18 protein-coding genes, 15 tRNA genes, 1 rRNA gene and 1 pseudogene are annotated in these 15,714 nt (G+C 48.8%); 15 read left to right on the forward strand and 20 right to left on the reverse strand.

Going from position 1 to position 15,714, the window contains the following annotated elements:
- Positions 1-143 precede the first annotated feature (143 nt).
- Both ACFO3S_RS27335 and ACFO3S_RS27340 read left to right on the forward strand, forming a co-directional pair.
- Positions 144-590 carry an MFS transporter gene (locus tag ACFO3S_RS27335; protein ID WP_378102865.1) on the forward strand — a complete coding sequence of 149 codons (447 nt, stop codon included), beginning with the start codon at positions 144-146 and terminating at the stop codon, positions 588-590.
- A complete protein-coding gene (locus ACFO3S_RS27340; protein WP_378102861.1) occupies positions 551-1,066 on the forward strand; it encodes an MFS transporter in 516 nt (171 codons plus the stop codon). Before ACFO3S_RS27335 ends, ACFO3S_RS27340 begins: the two co-directional genes overlap by 40 nt.
- A gap of 519 nt (positions 1,067-1,585) precedes the next feature.
- Here ACFO3S_RS27340 and ACFO3S_RS27345 read toward each other — a convergent pair.
- Complete coding sequence (locus ACFO3S_RS27345; RefSeq protein ID WP_378102827.1) at positions 1,586-2,506, reverse strand: AraC family transcriptional regulator; 921 nt, start codon at positions 2,504-2,506, stop codon at positions 1,586-1,588.
- A 175-nt stretch (positions 2,507-2,681) separates the two neighbouring features.
- Between ACFO3S_RS27345 and ACFO3S_RS27350 the strand changes: the two genes are divergently transcribed.
- Both ACFO3S_RS27350 and ACFO3S_RS27355 read left to right on the forward strand, forming a co-directional pair.
- Entirely contained in the window at positions 2,682-2,933 is a 252-nt protein-coding gene (locus ACFO3S_RS27350) for an Atu4866 domain-containing protein (protein ID WP_178023701.1), read from the forward strand.
- Positions 2,934-2,992: 59 nt separating this feature from the next.
- Positions 2,993-4,150 carry an MFS transporter gene (locus ACFO3S_RS27355; protein WP_378102830.1) on the forward strand — a complete coding sequence of 386 codons (1,158 nt, stop codon included), beginning with the start codon at positions 2,993-2,995 and terminating at the stop codon, positions 4,148-4,150.
- A 70-nt stretch (positions 4,151-4,220) separates the two neighbouring features.
- Here the strand turns inward: ACFO3S_RS27355 and ACFO3S_RS27360 are convergent, their stop codons facing one another.
- Positions 4,221-5,099 carry a helix-turn-helix transcriptional regulator gene (locus tag ACFO3S_RS27360; protein ID WP_378102833.1) on the reverse strand — a complete coding sequence of 293 codons (879 nt, stop codon included), beginning with the start codon at positions 5,097-5,099 and terminating at the stop codon, positions 4,221-4,223.
- A gap of 197 nt (positions 5,100-5,296) precedes the next feature.
- Here ACFO3S_RS27360 and ACFO3S_RS27365 point away from each other — a divergent pair, with 197 nt between their 5' ends.
- From ACFO3S_RS27365 to ACFO3S_RS27375, 3 genes and pseudogenes are all read left to right on the forward strand, one after another.
- Positions 5,297-5,887, forward strand: a complete 591-nt coding sequence (locus ACFO3S_RS27365; RefSeq protein ID WP_378102835.1) for an NADPH-dependent FMN reductase — start codon at positions 5,297-5,299, stop codon at positions 5,885-5,887.
- Between the two features lies 1 nt (position 5,888).
- Positions 5,889-6,191 (forward strand): Dabb family protein, encoded by a 303-nt coding sequence (locus ACFO3S_RS27370; protein ID WP_378102837.1) that lies wholly within the window; start codon positions 5,889-5,891, stop codon positions 6,189-6,191.
- Between the two features lie 24 nt (positions 6,192-6,215).
- A pseudogene (locus ACFO3S_RS27375) lies at positions 6,216-6,437 on the forward strand (SDR family oxidoreductase); the annotation flags it as partial.
- A 573-nt stretch (positions 6,438-7,010) separates the two neighbouring features.
- On the opposite strand, the gene ACFO3S_RS27380 reads toward ACFO3S_RS27375, so the two are convergent.
- A complete protein-coding gene (locus ACFO3S_RS27380) occupies positions 7,011-7,379 on the reverse strand; it encodes a hypothetical protein (RefSeq protein ID WP_378102839.1) in 369 nt (122 codons plus the stop codon).
- A 14-nt stretch (positions 7,380-7,393) separates the two neighbouring features.
- Positions 7,394-7,705 (reverse strand): hypothetical protein, encoded by a 312-nt coding sequence (locus ACFO3S_RS27385; protein WP_378102842.1) that lies wholly within the window; start codon positions 7,703-7,705, stop codon positions 7,394-7,396.
- Positions 7,706-8,248: 543 nt separating this feature from the next.
- On the opposite strand from ACFO3S_RS27385, the gene ACFO3S_RS27390 reads away from it, so the two are divergent.
- The 8 genes from ACFO3S_RS27390 to ACFO3S_RS27425 all read left to right on the forward strand — a co-directional run bounded on the left by ACFO3S_RS27390 (position 8,249) and on the right by ACFO3S_RS27425 (position 14,016).
- Complete coding sequence (locus tag ACFO3S_RS27390) at positions 8,249-8,440, forward strand: EAL domain-containing protein (protein WP_378102845.1); 192 nt, start codon at positions 8,249-8,251, stop codon at positions 8,438-8,440.
- A 15-nt stretch (positions 8,441-8,455) separates the two neighbouring features.
- Positions 8,456-8,980, forward strand: coding sequence for an EAL domain-containing protein (locus ACFO3S_RS27395; protein ID WP_378102863.1), 525 nt, complete (start codon positions 8,456-8,458; stop codon positions 8,978-8,980).
- 13 nt (positions 8,981-8,993) lie between these two features.
- Positions 8,994-10,061 carry a FecCD family ABC transporter permease gene (locus tag ACFO3S_RS27400; protein ID WP_378102848.1) on the forward strand — a complete coding sequence of 356 codons (1,068 nt, stop codon included), beginning with the start codon at positions 8,994-8,996 and terminating at the stop codon, positions 10,059-10,061.
- Positions 10,058-10,861, forward strand: coding sequence for a heme ABC transporter ATP-binding protein (locus tag ACFO3S_RS27405; RefSeq protein ID WP_378102851.1), 804 nt, complete (start codon positions 10,058-10,060; stop codon positions 10,859-10,861). The genes ACFO3S_RS27400 and ACFO3S_RS27405 overlap by 4 nt, the downstream gene beginning before the upstream one ends.
- Positions 10,862-10,890: 29 nt before the next feature.
- Entirely contained in the window at positions 10,891-11,931 is a 1,041-nt protein-coding gene (locus ACFO3S_RS27410; protein WP_378102854.1) for an ABC transporter substrate-binding protein, read from the forward strand.
- A 60-nt stretch (positions 11,932-11,991) separates the two neighbouring features.
- Positions 11,992-12,903, forward strand: a complete 912-nt coding sequence (locus tag ACFO3S_RS27415) for a ferrochelatase (RefSeq protein ID WP_378102857.1) — start codon at positions 11,992-11,994, stop codon at positions 12,901-12,903.
- A 343-nt stretch (positions 12,904-13,246) separates the two neighbouring features.
- Positions 13,247-13,810: a nitroreductase gene (locus tag ACFO3S_RS27420; RefSeq protein WP_378102867.1), complete on the forward strand. Its 564-nt coding sequence runs from the start codon at positions 13,247-13,249 to the stop codon at positions 13,808-13,810.
- Positions 13,756-14,016, forward strand: a complete 261-nt coding sequence (locus ACFO3S_RS27425) for a tyrosine-type recombinase/integrase (protein WP_378102859.1) — start codon at positions 13,756-13,758, stop codon at positions 14,014-14,016. The genes ACFO3S_RS27420 and ACFO3S_RS27425 overlap by 55 nt, the downstream gene beginning before the upstream one ends.
- Positions 14,017-14,061: 45 nt before the next feature.
- Here ACFO3S_RS27425 and ACFO3S_RS27430 read toward each other — a convergent pair.
- The 16 genes from ACFO3S_RS27430 to rrf all read right to left on the reverse strand — a co-directional run bounded on the left by ACFO3S_RS27430 (position 14,062) and on the right by rrf (position 15,708).
- Positions 14,062-14,145: transfer RNA gene (locus tag ACFO3S_RS27430), tRNA-Leu, on the reverse strand.
- Positions 14,146-14,162: 17 nt separating this feature from the next.
- A tRNA-Arg gene (locus ACFO3S_RS27435) sits at positions 14,163-14,239 on the reverse strand.
- Between the two features lie 15 nt (positions 14,240-14,254).
- A tRNA-Cys gene (locus ACFO3S_RS27440) sits at positions 14,255-14,328 on the reverse strand.
- A gap of 16 nt (positions 14,329-14,344) precedes the next feature.
- Positions 14,345-14,419, reverse strand: a tRNA-Gly gene (locus tag ACFO3S_RS27445).
- 7 nt (positions 14,420-14,426) lie between these two features.
- Positions 14,427-14,501, reverse strand: a tRNA-Gln gene (locus ACFO3S_RS27450).
- A 20-nt stretch (positions 14,502-14,521) separates the two neighbouring features.
- A tRNA-His gene (locus ACFO3S_RS27455) sits at positions 14,522-14,597 on the reverse strand.
- 23 nt (positions 14,598-14,620) lie between these two features.
- Positions 14,621-14,694, reverse strand: a tRNA-Trp gene (locus ACFO3S_RS27460).
- A 17-nt stretch (positions 14,695-14,711) separates the two neighbouring features.
- Positions 14,712-14,795 (reverse strand) — tRNA-Tyr (locus ACFO3S_RS27465).
- Positions 14,796-14,810: 15 nt separating this feature from the next.
- A tRNA-Thr gene (locus ACFO3S_RS27470) sits at positions 14,811-14,886 on the reverse strand.
- A gap of 20 nt (positions 14,887-14,906) precedes the next feature.
- Positions 14,907-14,982: transfer RNA gene (locus ACFO3S_RS27475), tRNA-Phe, on the reverse strand.
- 32 nt (positions 14,983-15,014) lie between these two features.
- A tRNA-Asp gene (locus tag ACFO3S_RS27480) sits at positions 15,015-15,091 on the reverse strand.
- 32 nt (positions 15,092-15,123) lie between these two features.
- Positions 15,124-15,200, reverse strand: a tRNA-Met gene (locus tag ACFO3S_RS27485).
- Between the two features lie 98 nt (positions 15,201-15,298).
- Positions 15,299-15,373, reverse strand: a tRNA-Glu gene (locus ACFO3S_RS27490).
- 19 nt (positions 15,374-15,392) lie between these two features.
- Positions 15,393-15,484, reverse strand: a tRNA-Ser gene (locus tag ACFO3S_RS27495).
- Positions 15,485-15,487: 3 nt separating this feature from the next.
- Positions 15,488-15,563 (reverse strand) — tRNA-Asn (locus tag ACFO3S_RS27500).
- A 28-nt stretch (positions 15,564-15,591) separates the two neighbouring features.
- Positions 15,592-15,708: ribosomal RNA gene (gene rrf / locus ACFO3S_RS27505) — 5S ribosomal RNA — on the reverse strand.
- Between the last annotated feature and the right edge of the window lie 6 nt (positions 15,709-15,714).

Below are 15,714 nucleotides of genomic sequence, written 5' to 3' on the forward strand. Positions count from 1 at the left end.
TGTTTTTTAAATTCAGTTGTAAACGTACGTCGTTGTTTTTTAGGCACTGTAGAGATCCGCTCCTTAGCATGATAGGTTTATTCTACAAGCCCTTATTTTTTCTGTCCAACTTAGTGTAGCCGATCCACAAAGCATTAAGCCTTGTGTCTACTACTTTCGCGCTGATGGGCGGAGTAGCCCCGGTCCTCAGTGGATTTATTATTCAACTGTTTGGTTGGCACGGTCTTTTTGTTGTTTCTCTCTTGATCGTACTTATTATCCCATTTGTTGTGAAACACTTCCCTACTCATGTTGCACAAGGGGAAAAATTCGATGTCTTAGGAGCTATATTATTCTCCTTGGCAGTAGGCATTCTGGTACTAGGTATCAGCCTAAATCCTTATCTTTTAATAATTGCTGTCCTGATGCTTATTGCGTTTTCATTCCACATACGCGGGAAGAAAGCACCTTTTATCACCATCTCTTTACTCGCTAACAAAAACTCAGAAATTCCTTGCTCTCTGTATTTGCAGGCACATCTGCATATCCGGCCGCTTTATTTTTATTGCCCTTGGTTCTACAACAGGGCGGTAACTTGCAAGCAAGCCTGATCGGCATCGTCATGTTCCCAGGCGCACTGATTGGTTCGTTGTTCGGCCCTTACATGGGAGCACTTTCTCGCAAGTACAATGGCAGGATCATTATCCTAGCTGGTCATGGTTTTATGATTCTGGGAGCACTGCTTATGGCGGTTTTGCAAGACATGCCCATCGGCATTGGGATAGTCATGTTCATCTTTGCGCTCGGCTATACCACATTAGTATCATCCGCTGCCAATGTTGTGCCATCGACCTTGAAAAAGACGGAGATTGGTATCGGGATGGGACTCTTCACGCTTTTAAGTATTTTAGGAGGTGCATTTGGTCCTTCTATTTTAAGTCGATTTTTATCCTTCAATACTAACTTTACAATCTCCTTTATCATTGTCATCGTTATGTCGGTTATCGGTATTTTTCTAATACTCGCAACGCGAGCAGATAATTCCCAGGATGATCTGAACAGGCCTCCGGCCAATGGCTTAAGGTGAATTTAGAGATATCCCAGTGTACGTAGGAACGTATCAAAAAGGCCTTCCCGCAGCGCAAGACCCTAATGCACCTGATCGTGAAGAGGATCACGCTGGACGACAGGAAGCACATCGGTAGCGTCGAGCTCGCCTTCAACGAGGAGACCGAAAAGCATTTTTTAAGCTTAGCCCCTTCCGCTGAACCAATAGCATAACGGTGGGCCGGATGCGGGAATTCTGCAGAAAATCGTAAATCAACTGCATTATCCTTCTTTTATCACGGACGAAGGTACGGATTTATCGCTTGGAATCGGGCAGCAGAACTGATCGTAGCCGATTTCGGCAGTCTGATAAACTTGTGGCGGTTGCTTCAGGGTTAATGGAATATTATCAAGTTTAACAACTTTACTGACAGCAGTTGTCAGTGAAGTTGTTTTATTATAATGACAACCACTCATTACAGGTGAATGGTTGCTGTTACCTAGTTCGAATACATTTTCATCTTAAATTAAGTCATGTCACCATCGATCAGAAAGTCGCCTAATAGTGCGCCTCCCCCGCCTGCAAAGCGTCGCGAAACCGCCGGATGTCCCTAATCGGGGGGGCGCCATACATACGCGCGTATTCTCGGTTGAAATAGGAGGGACTCTCGTAGCCAACCTGAAAAGCCGCTTCAGCCGCTTCCATCGTTGAGGATAGGAGAAGGCGGCGCGCTTCTTGCAGCCTAAGTTGCTTTTGGTACTGGATCGGGGTCATTGCCGTTACTTCTTTAAAATAATGATACAAGGACGACGCGCTCATTTCAGCCTCCTCGGCTAGTTCGTCAACGCGCAAAGGCAATGCAAAATCTCGGTTTACCCTCTCGATCACCTTCGCGACCCGTTGTGCATGGCTGCCGATTAATGCGAATTGCTTGAGAGTATTGCCCTGCTCTTCCTGAAGTATCCGGTAAATGACTTCACGAACCGCATACTGCGCAAGTACCGGAATGTCGCGGGGCGAGTCCAACAAATGCACAAGGCGCATTACGGAATCGTGTAAAGAATCGCTCATCCGATTTATGACCAAACCGCGTCCATATTGGCGTTTTGGACTCTCGACTTGATCAGAGGCTTGGAGCACATCAAGGATTTGATCCATCGTAAATTGCAGCCGAAGAGAGAAATACGGCGCTTCTGGAGACGCCTCAACGACTTGCCCGGATATCGGCAACTTTACGGAAGCGGTCAGATAATGATCTGAATCGTACTGATAGACCTCTTGCCCCAGCATGACAACCTTCGAGCCCTGCGCTACCACGCACAGGGATGGTTTATAAACCGAATGCACCGGTTCGGATATTTGGGACGCCCGAAAAAAGCACAAACCGGGAATCAACATCTCATGCGTGCCATCTGTCATCGTAAAGCGCTCGATAACCTGTGCTAATTCCCCCCTCTGCATCGTGACCTTCCCCTCCATCTCTTCCCCCCCCCTTTAAACCCATTTCTTAGCCATAATATTATAACTTTTTGGAGGATTAGGCAATTGCATGAGATGATCCGGCTACCGCCTTACCTTCGAGTGAGAACATAATAATGAATATAGTAAGCAATCAAGATCAATTTATGACCCGATCTGGAAGGAGAGAGCAAGAATGAAGACAGACCAAGCAAATCCTCATCCCTATGTCGGAATGTGGGTTACCGCCGACGGATATATCCGGCATGAACTACTGCCAAATGGTCGGTACGACGAAGCTCGTGGCAATCGCAATAGCGCTTATCAAGGCAGCTATACCATCGAAGGCGATCATATCCAATATGTAGATGATACTGGGTTTACGGCTGATGGCGATTTTCGAGAAGGGGTGCTCTACCACGCAGGTATGATCCTCTATCGAACGTGACCGAAGGAAAGAAAAGAAACGAAGAACTGCATCAATTTAATTTGCGTAAGGAGTTTGGAATGGATAAACGAATATGGATTTTAGCAATTGCCTCATTTGTAGTAGGTACTGTCGAGCTCGTCATTGCCGGAATAATCGATATGATCGCACAAGATCTGAACGTTTCAGTAGGTACCGCAGGCCAACTGATTACAGTCTATTCATTAGTCTTTGCTTTTGGTTCCCCTATACTAATTACCCTTACCTCTAAAGTAGAGCGTAGAAGATTATTGACTGCTGCAATGTTTGTCTTTTTCGTAGGAAATATGATTTCTATCGTTAGCCCTACCTTTGCGGTTCTTCTTGTTTCGCGGATTATACTTGCAGCAAGTTGCTCGATTGTGGTTGTTCTTTCTGTTGTTATGGCTTCAAGTATAGTTGCACCCGAATTAAGAGGTCGTGCAATCGGTATTATTTTTATGGGGATAAGCGCATCTCTTGTCATCGGCGTCCCTCTTGGCACATTTATCGGCGAAATGTGGGGATGGCGCTCAACATTTGCTTTGGTCGGGGCCCTTACCTTAATCGTGGCATGGGCAATCAAACGATATCTACCACAGGTAGCTCCACGGCCAGGAGTCCAGTTGCGAGAACAGCTTCGAACGCTAAAGGACTCCAAAATTTTATCCGCTCATTCAATCTCAATATTACAGATGACTGGCCAATTCACAATCTACGCCTACATCACACCTTTTTTACATGAGATGATGGGGCTGTCAACGAACATGATCAGTCTTGTTCTGTTTGTATATGGATTAGCAGGTATAGCAGGAGGATGGATTGGAGGATGGTCCTCAGATAAACTTGGGAACAGCAAAACGATACTCATCACTCTCCTGTTACATGCGCTCGCTTTATTCTTGTTGCCTTATTCTACAGGTTCTATCTTTCTATTACTCATCGTAACCGTAGTCTGGTGTGCATGTAATATGGCTCCAAGTCCTGCCATTCAAAGCTATCTGGTACAAACAGCTCCGGAATCTTCGGATATCCAATTAAGCTTTAATACATCATCTTTACACATAGGAGTTGCAGCAGGTTCAATACTTGGGGGACTGATTGTCAACCATTATTCCGCCACAACGAATGCATGGGTTGGCGGACTGATTGTTATTCTAGCCATCATTTCAGCCATCTTCTCCTTAAATAAACAAAAAGCATCGACCGTTCCATCATAGGTGAATTGTAAATGGAGCTCTAAATAATGGAAAGCCCGAGCGTTGAATGCGTTCGGGCTCCTCCGCCATTCTAAACTCTTGAAGAAGATCCAAGCTTCTCTGAATGCTGGCTCTGATAATCGATTAGCAGTTGCTGCATCTTATCCACCGTGCCATCTGTACGAGGAACATGAATAGAAACGGTCAAATTAGAGTCGTTCAAGTAATGAAACGAAACCAGATCAAAATTCAAGATCCCTAGATTCGGACAATGCAGCGTCTTAGGTGCATCCATAGCATCGAGGACCTCATGGGAATCCCAAAATACTCGAAACTCCCTGCTAGCCTGTGAAAGCGCCTCGAACTGCTCGAACCACCAAGGATCGTCGACGTGACGCGCATACCCGGCATGAAAATTAGCAACGATTCGCTTGGCATGCAGTTCCCATTGGTCTCCCTTTAGAAAGCGGAAACGGGGAGAAGTAAACGTCATCCAAACCAGATTCCGCTCCCTTTCCGACATAACCGCGAGATTCCCATTTAATGCGCAGTAGGCATCATTCCAGGCAATGATGTTCATGCGCGCATCCATGACATTCGCAGGGGAAAGGTTCTGGCTATCCAAAAAACGTTGAAGTTCCTGAGTTGCCTTAGAGGGTTGCTTCGTACCGGTCAAGGGAAATTGCTTACGGGCAAGATGATACAGATGCCTGCGTTCCGATTCATCCAACCGAAGCACCTTCGCTATTCGATCAAGAACTTCAGAGGATACGTTGATATGACGCCCTTGTTCCAAATAGGTGTACCAATCCAATCCCACATCTGCCAGCAGAGCTACCTCGCTGCGGCGAAGTCCGGGTGTTCGTCTGCGTCGGGAATCCGGCAACCCTGCTTCCTCTGGGGTTATTCGTTCACGGCGTGAACGCAAAAAACGGGATAATTCCTCATAACGGTCCAATTTGTTTTCCATGATCTCCGTACCTCCTACCCATACATGAATGAACGTAGGATTTCCAATCCTACGATAACTAGATCTCTTCCTAGCCTCTTCGGGTCCATTTAGACTAGTTTATGTCCTCCTTAGGAGGAATAGCAAGAATGGATAGACAGTGATGATCGGCCCTACCTGTTAAGCTCCATTCAGACTCTATCATTGAGGTGATGAAAATGAACGTAGCCGCCATAGTCGGAAGCATTCGCAAAGATTCATACAACCTGAAGTTAGCTCGTTATATTCAAAACCGTTATCAGCATCATTTTCAGTTGGATGTGCTGAGCATTCGGGATCTCCCCTTTTACGATCAGGATATCGAGTCTGTTCCACCACAGCCGGTTATCGATTTTAAGGCGAAAGTCGCTGCTGCCGACGCGGTGTTATGGATCACTCCGGAATATAATTCGACTATTCCCGGCGTCATGGCGAACGCGATTGACTGGTTATCCCGCGTGGATCGAGTCATGATCGGGAAGCCCTCATGGATCGTCGGGTCCTCCATGGGATTGTTGGGATCGGTCAAAGCGCAGGGCCATCTGCGTGACATTCTGTTCGCATCCGGTATTTCCTCGCCGCTGTTGCCTGGCAATGAAGTGTACATTGGTCTTGTTCATGAGAAGTTTAACGAGAAGGGTGAGTTGACCGATGAACCTACCACTCAGTACCTTGATCTTGTAACGGACAATTTCGTGAAATGGATGAAGGAGCTCTCCCAATTGAAGCAGCTCCAAAGTCAAAATAATCAGAAACCTTGGAGGGAGTAAGATGTTTGAGCATATCGTGTTATTGAAATTCAAGTCCGATGTATCTATTGAAGTAAAAGAAAGTGCGCTAAAGCGCGCGCATGACTTTAAAGGGAACATTCCGGGGATCGTGGAGCTTAGCGCAGGGATTAACGTTACGGAGGAAATAGAGCATATGCAGGAGTTTACGCTCGGAATCAGAGTCACTTTCGAGAATCAACAGGCTTGTCGAGAGTATATTCAGCACCCCCTGCATCAAGGATTATTGCAATCCATTGGCCCGAATGTTGAAGGAATCGTCGTTATGGATTACCCGTTTGCTTAATGTTCGCTTTCCGCTAAGCATTTGAACGCGAATGGCCGCATTATCAACCTTTCCACTTCAGAGGCGGGTCAGATGTTCCCTGCATACAGTCTTTATGCGGGCTCCAAAGGAGCCGTCGAACAATTCACGCGGCAATTGGCCAAAGAGCTTGGAAATAAAAACATAACGATTAATGCTGTAGCACCAGGCCCTATAAATACCGAGCTTTTCACGGTTGGCAAAACACCCGAACAAATCCAGGGACTACTAAATACATTGTCTAGCAGATAAAACGAAAAGTACCACGGACCGCGGTCATTCCCTGACCCTGCATCATGTTGCCGCTAAGTTCCCCTGTCGGGAACGAGCGGCTTTCTCTTGACCTTGTTGTGGTACGTTAGCGATAACGTGTAGCAATTCGTTCGAGGTGCGTAACTGACTTCCCATAGGGTGAACTTGTATTTGGGGCGTCTGAATGAACTATCACGGTACGCTGCACTTAAAAAAACGCCATGTTCTCCATGAGTATGAAAATACCGCTCAAGCGTTATTCAACAACGCTTAGGCGGTATTTTCATTTCTTAGAAAGAAGGTACTTTACTCTCCGTTTCGTTCCGCAGCTGCAGATCCGCGACGCAAGGACAATGAAATAACAGCCGGGACGAGTCCAATGGCAACGCCAACTCCGCCAAGCAAACCAATGGGAGAACGCCGTCAGTAATAATAATATTCCCGAGTGAAAGAGCAAGCCTCCAAGGACAATACGGTATATGGCTGGATGAAGAAGTACGGCAGTGAGCCGGAAATCGTTGCAGCGCAAGCCTTTAAGTCTGAAGATCATCAATTGCGCGAATTGCAAAAGCAGATCCGAGACTTGCAAGAACTTCCGCCTCGGTCCGGATGAAGCTTCTTCAGCAATCGTCTGCTCTGCTTGCGTACTTCCTCATGCAAAGCAGCTCCCTCAATGCCGATGACGGTATGAAAGGGAATGCCTGTCCATGGGGATTGAACGTGACCCGATGTCGTGGAACTATCGCCATAGGTGCGGTTATAGCCTGACTTTTTACTGGCAGACGATTGGCTGTACAAGGCTTGAAGGCGGCTCTCGCTTTGTTGGAGCGCCTGTTCGAGATTGTCTTCTTCTACAGGGAATTGCCCTTCCCAAAAGTCGTACTCCAATTGTCGATACAGCGCTTCATACTCCTCCATTCGATCATTAAGCATCACAATGGCGGATCGGGTGTCTTCCGCCAGTATAAAAATGCGAAGCAAGGCATGTATGGATCATTCCGCATATCTAATGCAAACGCGCGCAACACTTTCTGCTTCTCTGGAACAACATGGTCAGCTAAAAATGTCAAAAAGCGCCGTTGACCTTCCTTTTCAAGCCTGGTTCCGATTTGTACGGCAAAATCAATATTTACGCTACGGCCTTTTAGTCTTGCCTGCCATTCGGGAATAAGATTCGTTAATGGCTTTACGATATCAAGCAAGTCATCGTCTGTGATGATGAACCTCTCGCTGGTGTCTTTCATCTTGCGATTCCGCCTCCATTCTGTCATCTCCCCTCCGTCTTCATAATTCGATATTTGCATGTACGCCCACCCTCAGCCATGCATTCAAAGCGCTGAACTTCTGCGCCCAGCACCTCCGTAAATAGAGCCATTTCGCATTGGCAAGCCTGTCGAAAAGAATCGGCGACCTGCAAAATCGCACAATTGGCTTCCTCCAGAATCCACGTCTCGTCTTCACTCTTATAAAGGCTGGCCATATAGCCCCTCCTATCCTGATAACTCGCTAGCGCGCGTACTCGGCCTTCCAGGTCATCATGAAACATGAAGAGCAGCAACTCTTGAGTCTATGCAACACTTTTCCCACAAAAAATGAACGCTCAGTCAGAAGGATCAACAAGGATGAAAATTATTTCATTGCAAGTTGATGCCTTCTTGTTGTAGAATAACAACAAATTTATATTTTGCCTATAGTAAAAACTTTTTCTTTTGTCCAATTTTCTTTTTTGTATAAGATGCACCTCCCACCATGCCGTGAAAGAGGGGCACAAGCGAGGAGGTTTCAGAATGACATTCGCGCAACATCACTATTACTCCCTTTTTCAGCCTATTGTCTGGCTGGAGAGTGAACGAGTCTACGGGCATGAAGCCCTTCTTCGTTCATTTGCAAATGTGCCGCCGGAGGATTTATTTCGCTTGGCTCGTACCTATCACTATTTGTATGAATTGGATAGCGACGCTATGGCCAGATCCATTTAGACGTATTTTCAACAGATAGGCAATTGCGGCTCGGCTACCTGGTTATTTGTCAATGTCTTTCCCTCCACCCTGCTAAACCCTGCGTTTAGCAAATGGATAGCCCGGGATTTGCTGGACAACCGATTCCCTTTAAGCCAAATCATATTGGAGATCAACGAGGCGCCCGAAGAAGAGAAGATGTGGGACATCGCCTTGCTGGGCGAGAAGTTGTCTGAAATGCGTCAGTACGGCTTTTTGATTGCGCTTGACGATGTCGGTTCCGGCGCTGCCTCGCTAAAGAAAATAGTCGAATACAAGCCCGACATCGTAAAACTGGATCGCTATTTCGGCAAGCAACTGGCCGTTAACGAAGCCAAACAAAAACGGGTGTCACTGTTCGCCGAATTTTGCCGGGGAGAGCGGCTGCTTGTCTTGGAAGGCATCGAACATGCCGATGATCTGTCCGTCGCCCGATCGCTTGGCGTTCCGCTCGGCCAAGGGTTTCTCCTCGGATGCCCAACTGCCGCTTGCAATCATTTATCATTTGACTATAGCCATTAGGAAGGATTCTTACATGTATGCATCAAAGCCGATTCAGCCTGCTTCAAGTTACCGTCGTACGATTTTTTGGGTTGTTTCCGGGTTGTTTATCACGCTGCTTGCAGCGATCATCTTCGCCAGCTCGGTCGGCCCGGTATCCATTCCATTTTCGCGAACAGCAGCCATTTTGCTGGAGAAGATTCGGCTCCCGCCCCCTGTCCCGTTTACGGAGCGGGAATGGCTGGTCGTTTCGCAGGTTCGCCTGCCGCGGGTGCTGGTTGGCGCCTTGGTTGGCATGGCGCTTGGCGTATCGGGCGCAGTTATGCAAGGGGTGTTTCGCAATCCGTTAGTTGAGCCCGGTTACGTGGGCGTATCCAGCGGGGCGGCGGTAGGGGCGGTATGCGCCTTGTTTTTTGGTTGGAGCCAGTTCGGGAGATGGGCGCTGCCTTTGTCCTCATTTATCGGAGCGATCCTTGCCGTACTGATCATACTCGCAGTTTGGCGAAGCAGCCGCAGCCGCTCCATCGCCACCTTGCTCCTGCTTGGCATCGGCATCAACTCGTTATTGTCCGCCATGATCAGCATTATGGTCGCGAGTTCGAGCAGCGATCAGGAGCTGCGCAGCATTATTTTTTGGCTGCAAGGCGGACTGGAAGCTCGAACCTGGGACCATCTGCAATTGATCAGCGTGCCAATTTTGTCCGGATGCCTGCTCATGCTGGCCTTTGGCCGCCATTTGAATATGATGCTGCTCGGCGATGATCAGGCTGCGACATCCGGCGTCCATATTCGGCTCGTTCGCTATCTTCTGCTGGCGCTTGCTTCCCTGATGACGGGAGCGGCTGTAGCGGTGAGCGGCATGATCGGCTTTGTCGGGCTCGTGGTGCCGCATATCATTCGCTTGCTGGCTGGACCCGATCATCGCCTGCTGCTGCCGGCAAGTGCTTTGGGCGGCGCCATCTTCCTTGTACTGGCCGATGTCCTATCGCGAATGGTTCTTCAGCCGGTCACCTTGCAAGTCGGGGTCGTTTGCGCCTGCATTGGCGCGCCTGTATTTATCGCGATTATTATTCGCTCGCGCCGGGGAGGTCATGCGCAATGAACATGCTTGTTGCCCATCATATTCACAGTTGCATCGACAATCGGCAAATTCTGCAGGATATCTCTTTGAGCGTCAGAGGAGGAGAATGCGTTGGCCTGATCGGGCCAAACGGCAGCGGCAAATCCACTTTGCTCCGGACACTGACAGGCCTGCTTCCACCATCTTCCGGGAAACTGAGTATTGCCGATCAGCCGTTGGAACGTTACACTCGCAAACAACTTGCAAAAATCATTGGTTATGTCCCACAAAATACGGCGATTGATTTCGATTTTACCGTACGGGATATCGTGCTGATGGGCAGATTTCCTCATTTGCCCTCTTTCGGCAATGAACGCGAGTTGGACCGGCTTATGGCGCAAAAAGCGATGCAACGAACGGCTACCTATCATTTGGCCAATCGCTATGCAACCGAGCTATCCGGCGGACAAAGGCAAATGGTGCTGATCGCTAAGGCGCTCTCCCAAGAGCCCCGCCTGCTCTTGCTGGATGAGCCGATTTCGGCGCTAGATATCCGCTATCAATTGCATGTGCTGGAATTGATGCGCAAGATGGCGCGGCAAGGCTTGGCCGTGGTTGCCGCTTTGCATGATTTAAGTCTGGCCGCGCGTTTCTGCGACCGCCTGATTTTGCTGCACAACGGAAGATTGCTCGCTGCCGGAGCGCCAGCAGAAGTGCTGACGCCCGCTATGCTCCAAACCGCTTATGAGGTGGATGCGGCCGTCTATACCGATCCCGTCACCGATTCGCTGTCCATTACGGCCATCCGGAAATCAAGCAGCCTTGATTCTCAAATCCATTAAAAAACACATGTATACGAGGAGAGATCACCATGAGCATCATGAAGAAATCAATCAAACGCTGGACATTCAACCTGATTCTGCTGACTGCATTGGGAGCCATGGCGGGCTGTGGTTCCACCAATGAATCTCCACCGGCCGACATGGAGCAGACGCCTGCTGCAGTCAGCCCAAGTTCTACAGCATCCCCCGCTCCAACAGCAACAGATCCTTATCCCCTGAAGATTCGGGTGAACGGAAGCGATATTACCATTCCTTCGAAACCTGAACGAATCGCGGCGCTTTCCCTTGATGCCGCCGAGGTCGTGTTGGAACTGACGGATGCGGAACGCGTAGCCGTCGTGCCGAGAAGCATCGAAAATCCTTCGCTCGCTTTTCGGACAGAGGAAGGCAGTCGCATAGCCAACAAGATCGCCGGCGCCACTTCGCTTGATCCCGAGGAGGTGCTGTCGTACAATGCCGATTTGCTGATCATGACCAAGCTGCATGACAAGGAAAAAGAAGCAACAGATCTGCTTGAGCAATCTGGCATTCCCATTATTTCTTTGGATTCGTGGAGCACAATGGAAGCTTTAATGAATAACATCACAACCATTGGCGCCGCTATTGGCGAGGAGAAGCAGGCAACTGCTGTCGTAGCGGATATACAAGACCGGCAGGACAAAGTCGTTTCCGCTGTAGCCAATGCGGAGAAGCCCAACGTACTGGTTGTCTCTCCGCTAGGACCAGGCACCGGTCCCTACTTGCTCGGCTCCTCCAATATTTCCTATGATTTGGTTCGCCTTGCCGGAGCTGAGCATGCTGCGGATCATCTTGGATTGACCCGTACGACCAAAGCAACCATTGAGCAAGTCATCAAGGCCGATCCCGACTATATTCTGCTTGTCGAATGGGAGGAAGGCAAAATGGATGATATGGATGAGGTAGCTCAAACGCCCGGATGGTCGACCTTGCAAGCCGTACAGAACGACCGAGTCCTTCGCATGCCAGCTCGCAAGCTGCTTAATCCAACAAGGTATTCTATCGATACATTGGAAGAAATCGCACATTGGCTCCATCCGGACCGGTTTTAAGCGAATTAGATTGAATCAGGGGCACTCAGCCAATCATCCCTTCTATGGAGGTGAACCTCAATGAAAGCGGTCCTTTTGCTAAGCTATGCTTCTTTGCAATCGATCGATGATGTTCCGGCTTTCTATACCCATTTGTTTCATGGCAAAACGCCGTCGCCGGAAATGATGGAGGAAGCAATGTCACGATTTCGCTCAATCGGAACGGCAGATCCCCTCGGCTCGGTGACTTCCCGGCTTGCAGCGGCTTTGGAGCAGCGGCTATCCCACTACTTAAACGAAGAAATTCGGGTGTATCAGGCGGCAAAGCACACCTCTCCCTTCGTGGAGGAGATGACGAGGCAAATCGTTGCCGATGGCGCTTCCCGATTGTATACGTTTCCCATGTCGCCGCTCTACTCCAGAACGGGAACCGTTGCCTACCACTTGCGCGTCCGCAAGACGATTGCAGCACTTGAAGCGGATATTCCGGTGGAGGAAATCAACCATTGGCATTTGCATCCTGAAGTAGCTCAAGCGCTAGGTAGGCGGCTGCGTACCGCGCTGCAATGGATATCCGCCGCTAATCGTCCGCAGACCACCGTATTGTTTACCGCCCACAGCCAACCTGGATCGCCTGCGGCTAATGGAGAGTTTATTGCCGCGTTTCACGAGATGGCTGCAGCTGTGGCCGCAGAGGCAAACTGGGATAGCTGGCAGATTGCCTATCGCAGCGCGGGACCGCATCCGCAAAAATGGCTTGGCCCCGATGTGCTGGACGTGATCGCGGACATTGCGCACCATGAAGGGAAAGCCGTCGTGATTTGCGATCTCTTGTCTTTAATCGAAAACATCGAAGCCGTCTACGATTGCCGGATTAACAGCCAAAAACGAGCCTCGACGTACGGATTGGAATTTGCATCAACGGAATTCCTGAATGATGCCGCAGACTACGTTGATGCGCTCGTCAAGTGTATTGGCGAACGGATGAACTAAGAGAAATGCCCCGGGATAAAATTGTTGGATCGAGGAAACATTAATCCTACTAATTATCCTGGGACGTGATGTGATGTTATATGAGTGTTGGATACGGCGTAAAGTTCGGTATGAAGGCCATCAATCAACTGGGCAATGTCCTTGTCATCGCCAAATGTATCGAAGTACTGATCTCGATATGGATGGGATATTGGTTTATGAAAGAAATCCCTTCCTGGAAAACGTGGTTAGGTCTTATTGTCATCATAATTGGCGTCATTTGGGTCAAGCAGAAGTAGGAATATGCTTATCTCAAAACAATGCTACTGTGACCACCTTATAAACGGTTGAGAGGGGCGAATAGATGAACTTGATTCCATCCATCATCATTTATGGATTCTCATTGTCCGTTATATTAACAACAATTATTTTAGTCACTTTGTATGTCAATCCTCGGCTGCTTCTGCAATCTTACCCTATTGCCATTCAAGGAGCTGTCAAGGGGAAGACTCGACTCGAACAACGGCAGACCAAGATTATCGGAATACTATTTATGTTGTTGCTTATAGGTCAGCCCGTTGTCTCTACAATTGCAATGAAACAATCGAATGGAGGCACTATCGCGTTCAGTGATGCATTCTTAAATGCGTTTGGCATCATGAGTATCTTTAACATCGTAGACTTCTTGTTGATTGACTGGCTAATTTTCTGCACAATTACCCCCCGCTTCCTCGTCATTAAAGGAACCGAGGGTATGCCGGATTATAAACATATTCGCCACCATGTGAAAGGCTTATTCATTGGGGCAGCATTATCTTTAGTTTTCAGTCTGATCCTAGCTTGCATTATATCGGTTATATTTATGTGGATGCCATGGGAGATCGAATCAAACCTAACTACATCACCCAACATTTTGCCCTTGTGCTGAAGAAGAATGGCATGCGTCATATCCGCTTTCATGATCTTCGCCATAGCTGTGCAAGCCTGTTGTTGGCCAATGGCGTCAGCATGAAGGAAGTTCAAGAGTGGTTAGGTCATAGTGATTATTCCACCACGGCAAATATTTATTCGCACTTGGAGTACATCTCCAAAGTTTCTTCAGCCAACACAATGAATGAGGTCATAAAAATATAAAAAAGCCCATTAGAATTAAATCTAATGAACTGTTCATTATTAATGTGGTACCGGTGAGAGGACTCGAACCTCCACGGGTCTCCCCAAACGATTTTGAGTCGTTCGCGTCTGCCATTCCGCCACACCGGCATATTCTGTTATCGAACTGGCGCGCCCTAAGAGATTCGAACTCCTGACCTTTTGATTCGTAGTCAAACGCTCTATCCAGCTGAGCTAAGGGCGCAAGCTTTGAGGTTGTTGGAGGCGCCACCCAGACTCGAACTGGGGGTAAAGCTTTTGCAGAGCTCTGCCTTACCACTTGGCTATGGCGCCAGATTCAAGATTGAGATGGAGCGGAAAACGGGATTCGAACCCGCGACCTTCTCGTTGGCAACGAGATGCTCTACCACTGAGCTATTTCCGCATATAAATGGCTGGGGATCTAGGATTCGAACCTAGGAATGACGGAGTCAAAGTCCGTTGCCTTACCGCTTGGCTAATCCCCAAAGTCTATTCGAAAAAACGATGGGGCGGTCGAGGGGAATTGAACCCCCGAATGTCGGATCCACAAACCGATGCGTTAACCACTTCGCCACGACCGCCATGAATCATAAAATTATCTAGTTGGCAGGGGCAGCAGGAATTGAACCCACACTAACGGTTTTGGAGACCGCTGTTCTACCCTTAAACTATGCCCCTACGGAGAATAGACATGCTGGTGGAGGATGATGGATTTGAACCACCGAACCCGAAGGAAGAGATTTACAGTCTCCCGCGTTTGGCCACTTCGCTAATCCTCCACGTCAGGAGTGAAATGGTGCCGACTAGAGGACTTGAACCCCCAACCTACTGATTACAAGTCAGTTGCTCTACCAATTGAGCTAAGTCGGCTCAGTGTTAAATTGTCTTAATGGTGGCTCGAGACGGAATCGAACCGCCGACACGAGGATTTTCAGTCCTCTGCTCTACCAGCTGAGCTATCGAGCCTCACATGCTCCCCAAGCTTCCTGGGATAAAAATGGCGGAGCCGACGGGATTCGAACCCGCGGTCTCCTGCGTGACAGGCAGGCATGTTAGGCCTCTACACCACGGCTCCGCGCTACTCGGTAATGAGCCGAGATGAGGATTTGGTTGCGGGGGCAGGATTTGAACCTGCGGCCTTCGGGTTATGAGCCCGACGAGCTACCGGGCTGCTCCACCCCGCGTCGTTATTGAGCAGTGCGCTTACTAAGGCGACATTTCTTATCATACCTTATATCGCCTATGTAATGCAACCCTCAATTGATTCATTCTGTTGTAAAATTGGTGACCCCTAGGGGATTCGAACCCCTGTTACCTCCGTGAAAGGGAGGTGTCTTAACCACTTGACCAAGGGGCCATGCTTACTTGGGACTTCATGGCGGAGAGAGAGGGATTCGAACCCTCGAGACGCTTTAGACGCCTACACGATTTCCAATCGTGCTCCTTCGACCAACTCGGACACCTCTCCAAATGGCTCCCCGAACAGGACTCGAACCTGTGACAACTCGATTAACAGTCGAGTGCTCTACCAACTGAGCTATCAGGGAATGTAAGCATGGTGCAATTATGGATCCGGCCTGGCGACGTCCTACTCTCCCAGGACCCTGCGGTCCAAGTACCATCGGCGCTGGAGGGCTTAACGGTCGTGTTCGGGATGGGTACGCGTGGAACCCCTCCGCCGTCATCACCAGACCAGAT

The organism is Cohnella hongkongensis (genome assembly GCF_042654645.1).
GTDB lineage: Bacteria > Bacillota > Bacilli > Paenibacillales > Paenibacillaceae > Cohnella > Cohnella hongkongensis.

Bases quoted from the DNA above. Each gene is read 5' to 3' on its own strand.
- ACFO3S_RS27345 (WP_378102827.1), bottom strand. From the start codon at position 2,506: ATGGAGGGGAAGGTCACGATGCAGAGGGGGGAATTAGCACAGGTTATC.
- ACFO3S_RS27350 (WP_178023701.1), top strand. From the start codon at position 2,682: ATGAAGACAGACCAAGCAAATCCTCATCCCTATGTCGGAATGTGGGTT.
- ACFO3S_RS27355 (WP_378102830.1), top strand. From the start codon at position 2,993: ATGGATAAACGAATATGGATTTTAGCAATTGCCTCATTTGTAGTAGGT.
- ACFO3S_RS27360 (WP_378102833.1), bottom strand. From the start codon at position 5,099: ATGGAAAACAAATTGGACCGTTATGAGGAATTATCCCGTTTTTTGCGT.
- ACFO3S_RS27365 (WP_378102835.1), top strand. From the start codon at position 5,297: ATGAACGTAGCCGCCATAGTCGGAAGCATTCGCAAAGATTCATACAAC.
- ACFO3S_RS27370 (WP_378102837.1), top strand. From the start codon at position 5,889: ATGTTTGAGCATATCGTGTTATTGAAATTCAAGTCCGATGTATCTATT.
- ACFO3S_RS27380 (WP_378102839.1), bottom strand. From the start codon at position 7,379: ATGGAGGAGTATGAAGCGCTGTATCGACAATTGGAGTACGACTTTTGG.
- ACFO3S_RS27385 (WP_378102842.1), bottom strand. From the start codon at position 7,705: ATGAAAGACACCAGCGAGAGGTTCATCATCACAGACGATGACTTGCTT.
- ACFO3S_RS27390 (WP_378102845.1), top strand. From the start codon at position 8,249: ATGACATTCGCGCAACATCACTATTACTCCCTTTTTCAGCCTATTGTC.
- ACFO3S_RS27400 (WP_378102848.1), top strand. From the start codon at position 8,994: ATGTATGCATCAAAGCCGATTCAGCCTGCTTCAAGTTACCGTCGTACG.
- ACFO3S_RS27405 (WP_378102851.1), top strand. From the start codon at position 10,058: ATGAACATGCTTGTTGCCCATCATATTCACAGTTGCATCGACAATCGG.
- ACFO3S_RS27410 (WP_378102854.1), top strand. From the start codon at position 10,891: ATGAGCATCATGAAGAAATCAATCAAACGCTGGACATTCAACCTGATT.
- ACFO3S_RS27415 (WP_378102857.1), top strand. From the start codon at position 11,992: ATGAAAGCGGTCCTTTTGCTAAGCTATGCTTCTTTGCAATCGATCGAT.
- ACFO3S_RS27420 (WP_378102867.1), top strand. From the start codon at position 13,247: ATGAACTTGATTCCATCCATCATCATTTATGGATTCTCATTGTCCGTT.
- ACFO3S_RS27425 (WP_378102859.1), top strand. From the start codon at position 13,756: ATGGGAGATCGAATCAAACCTAACTACATCACCCAACATTTTGCCCTT.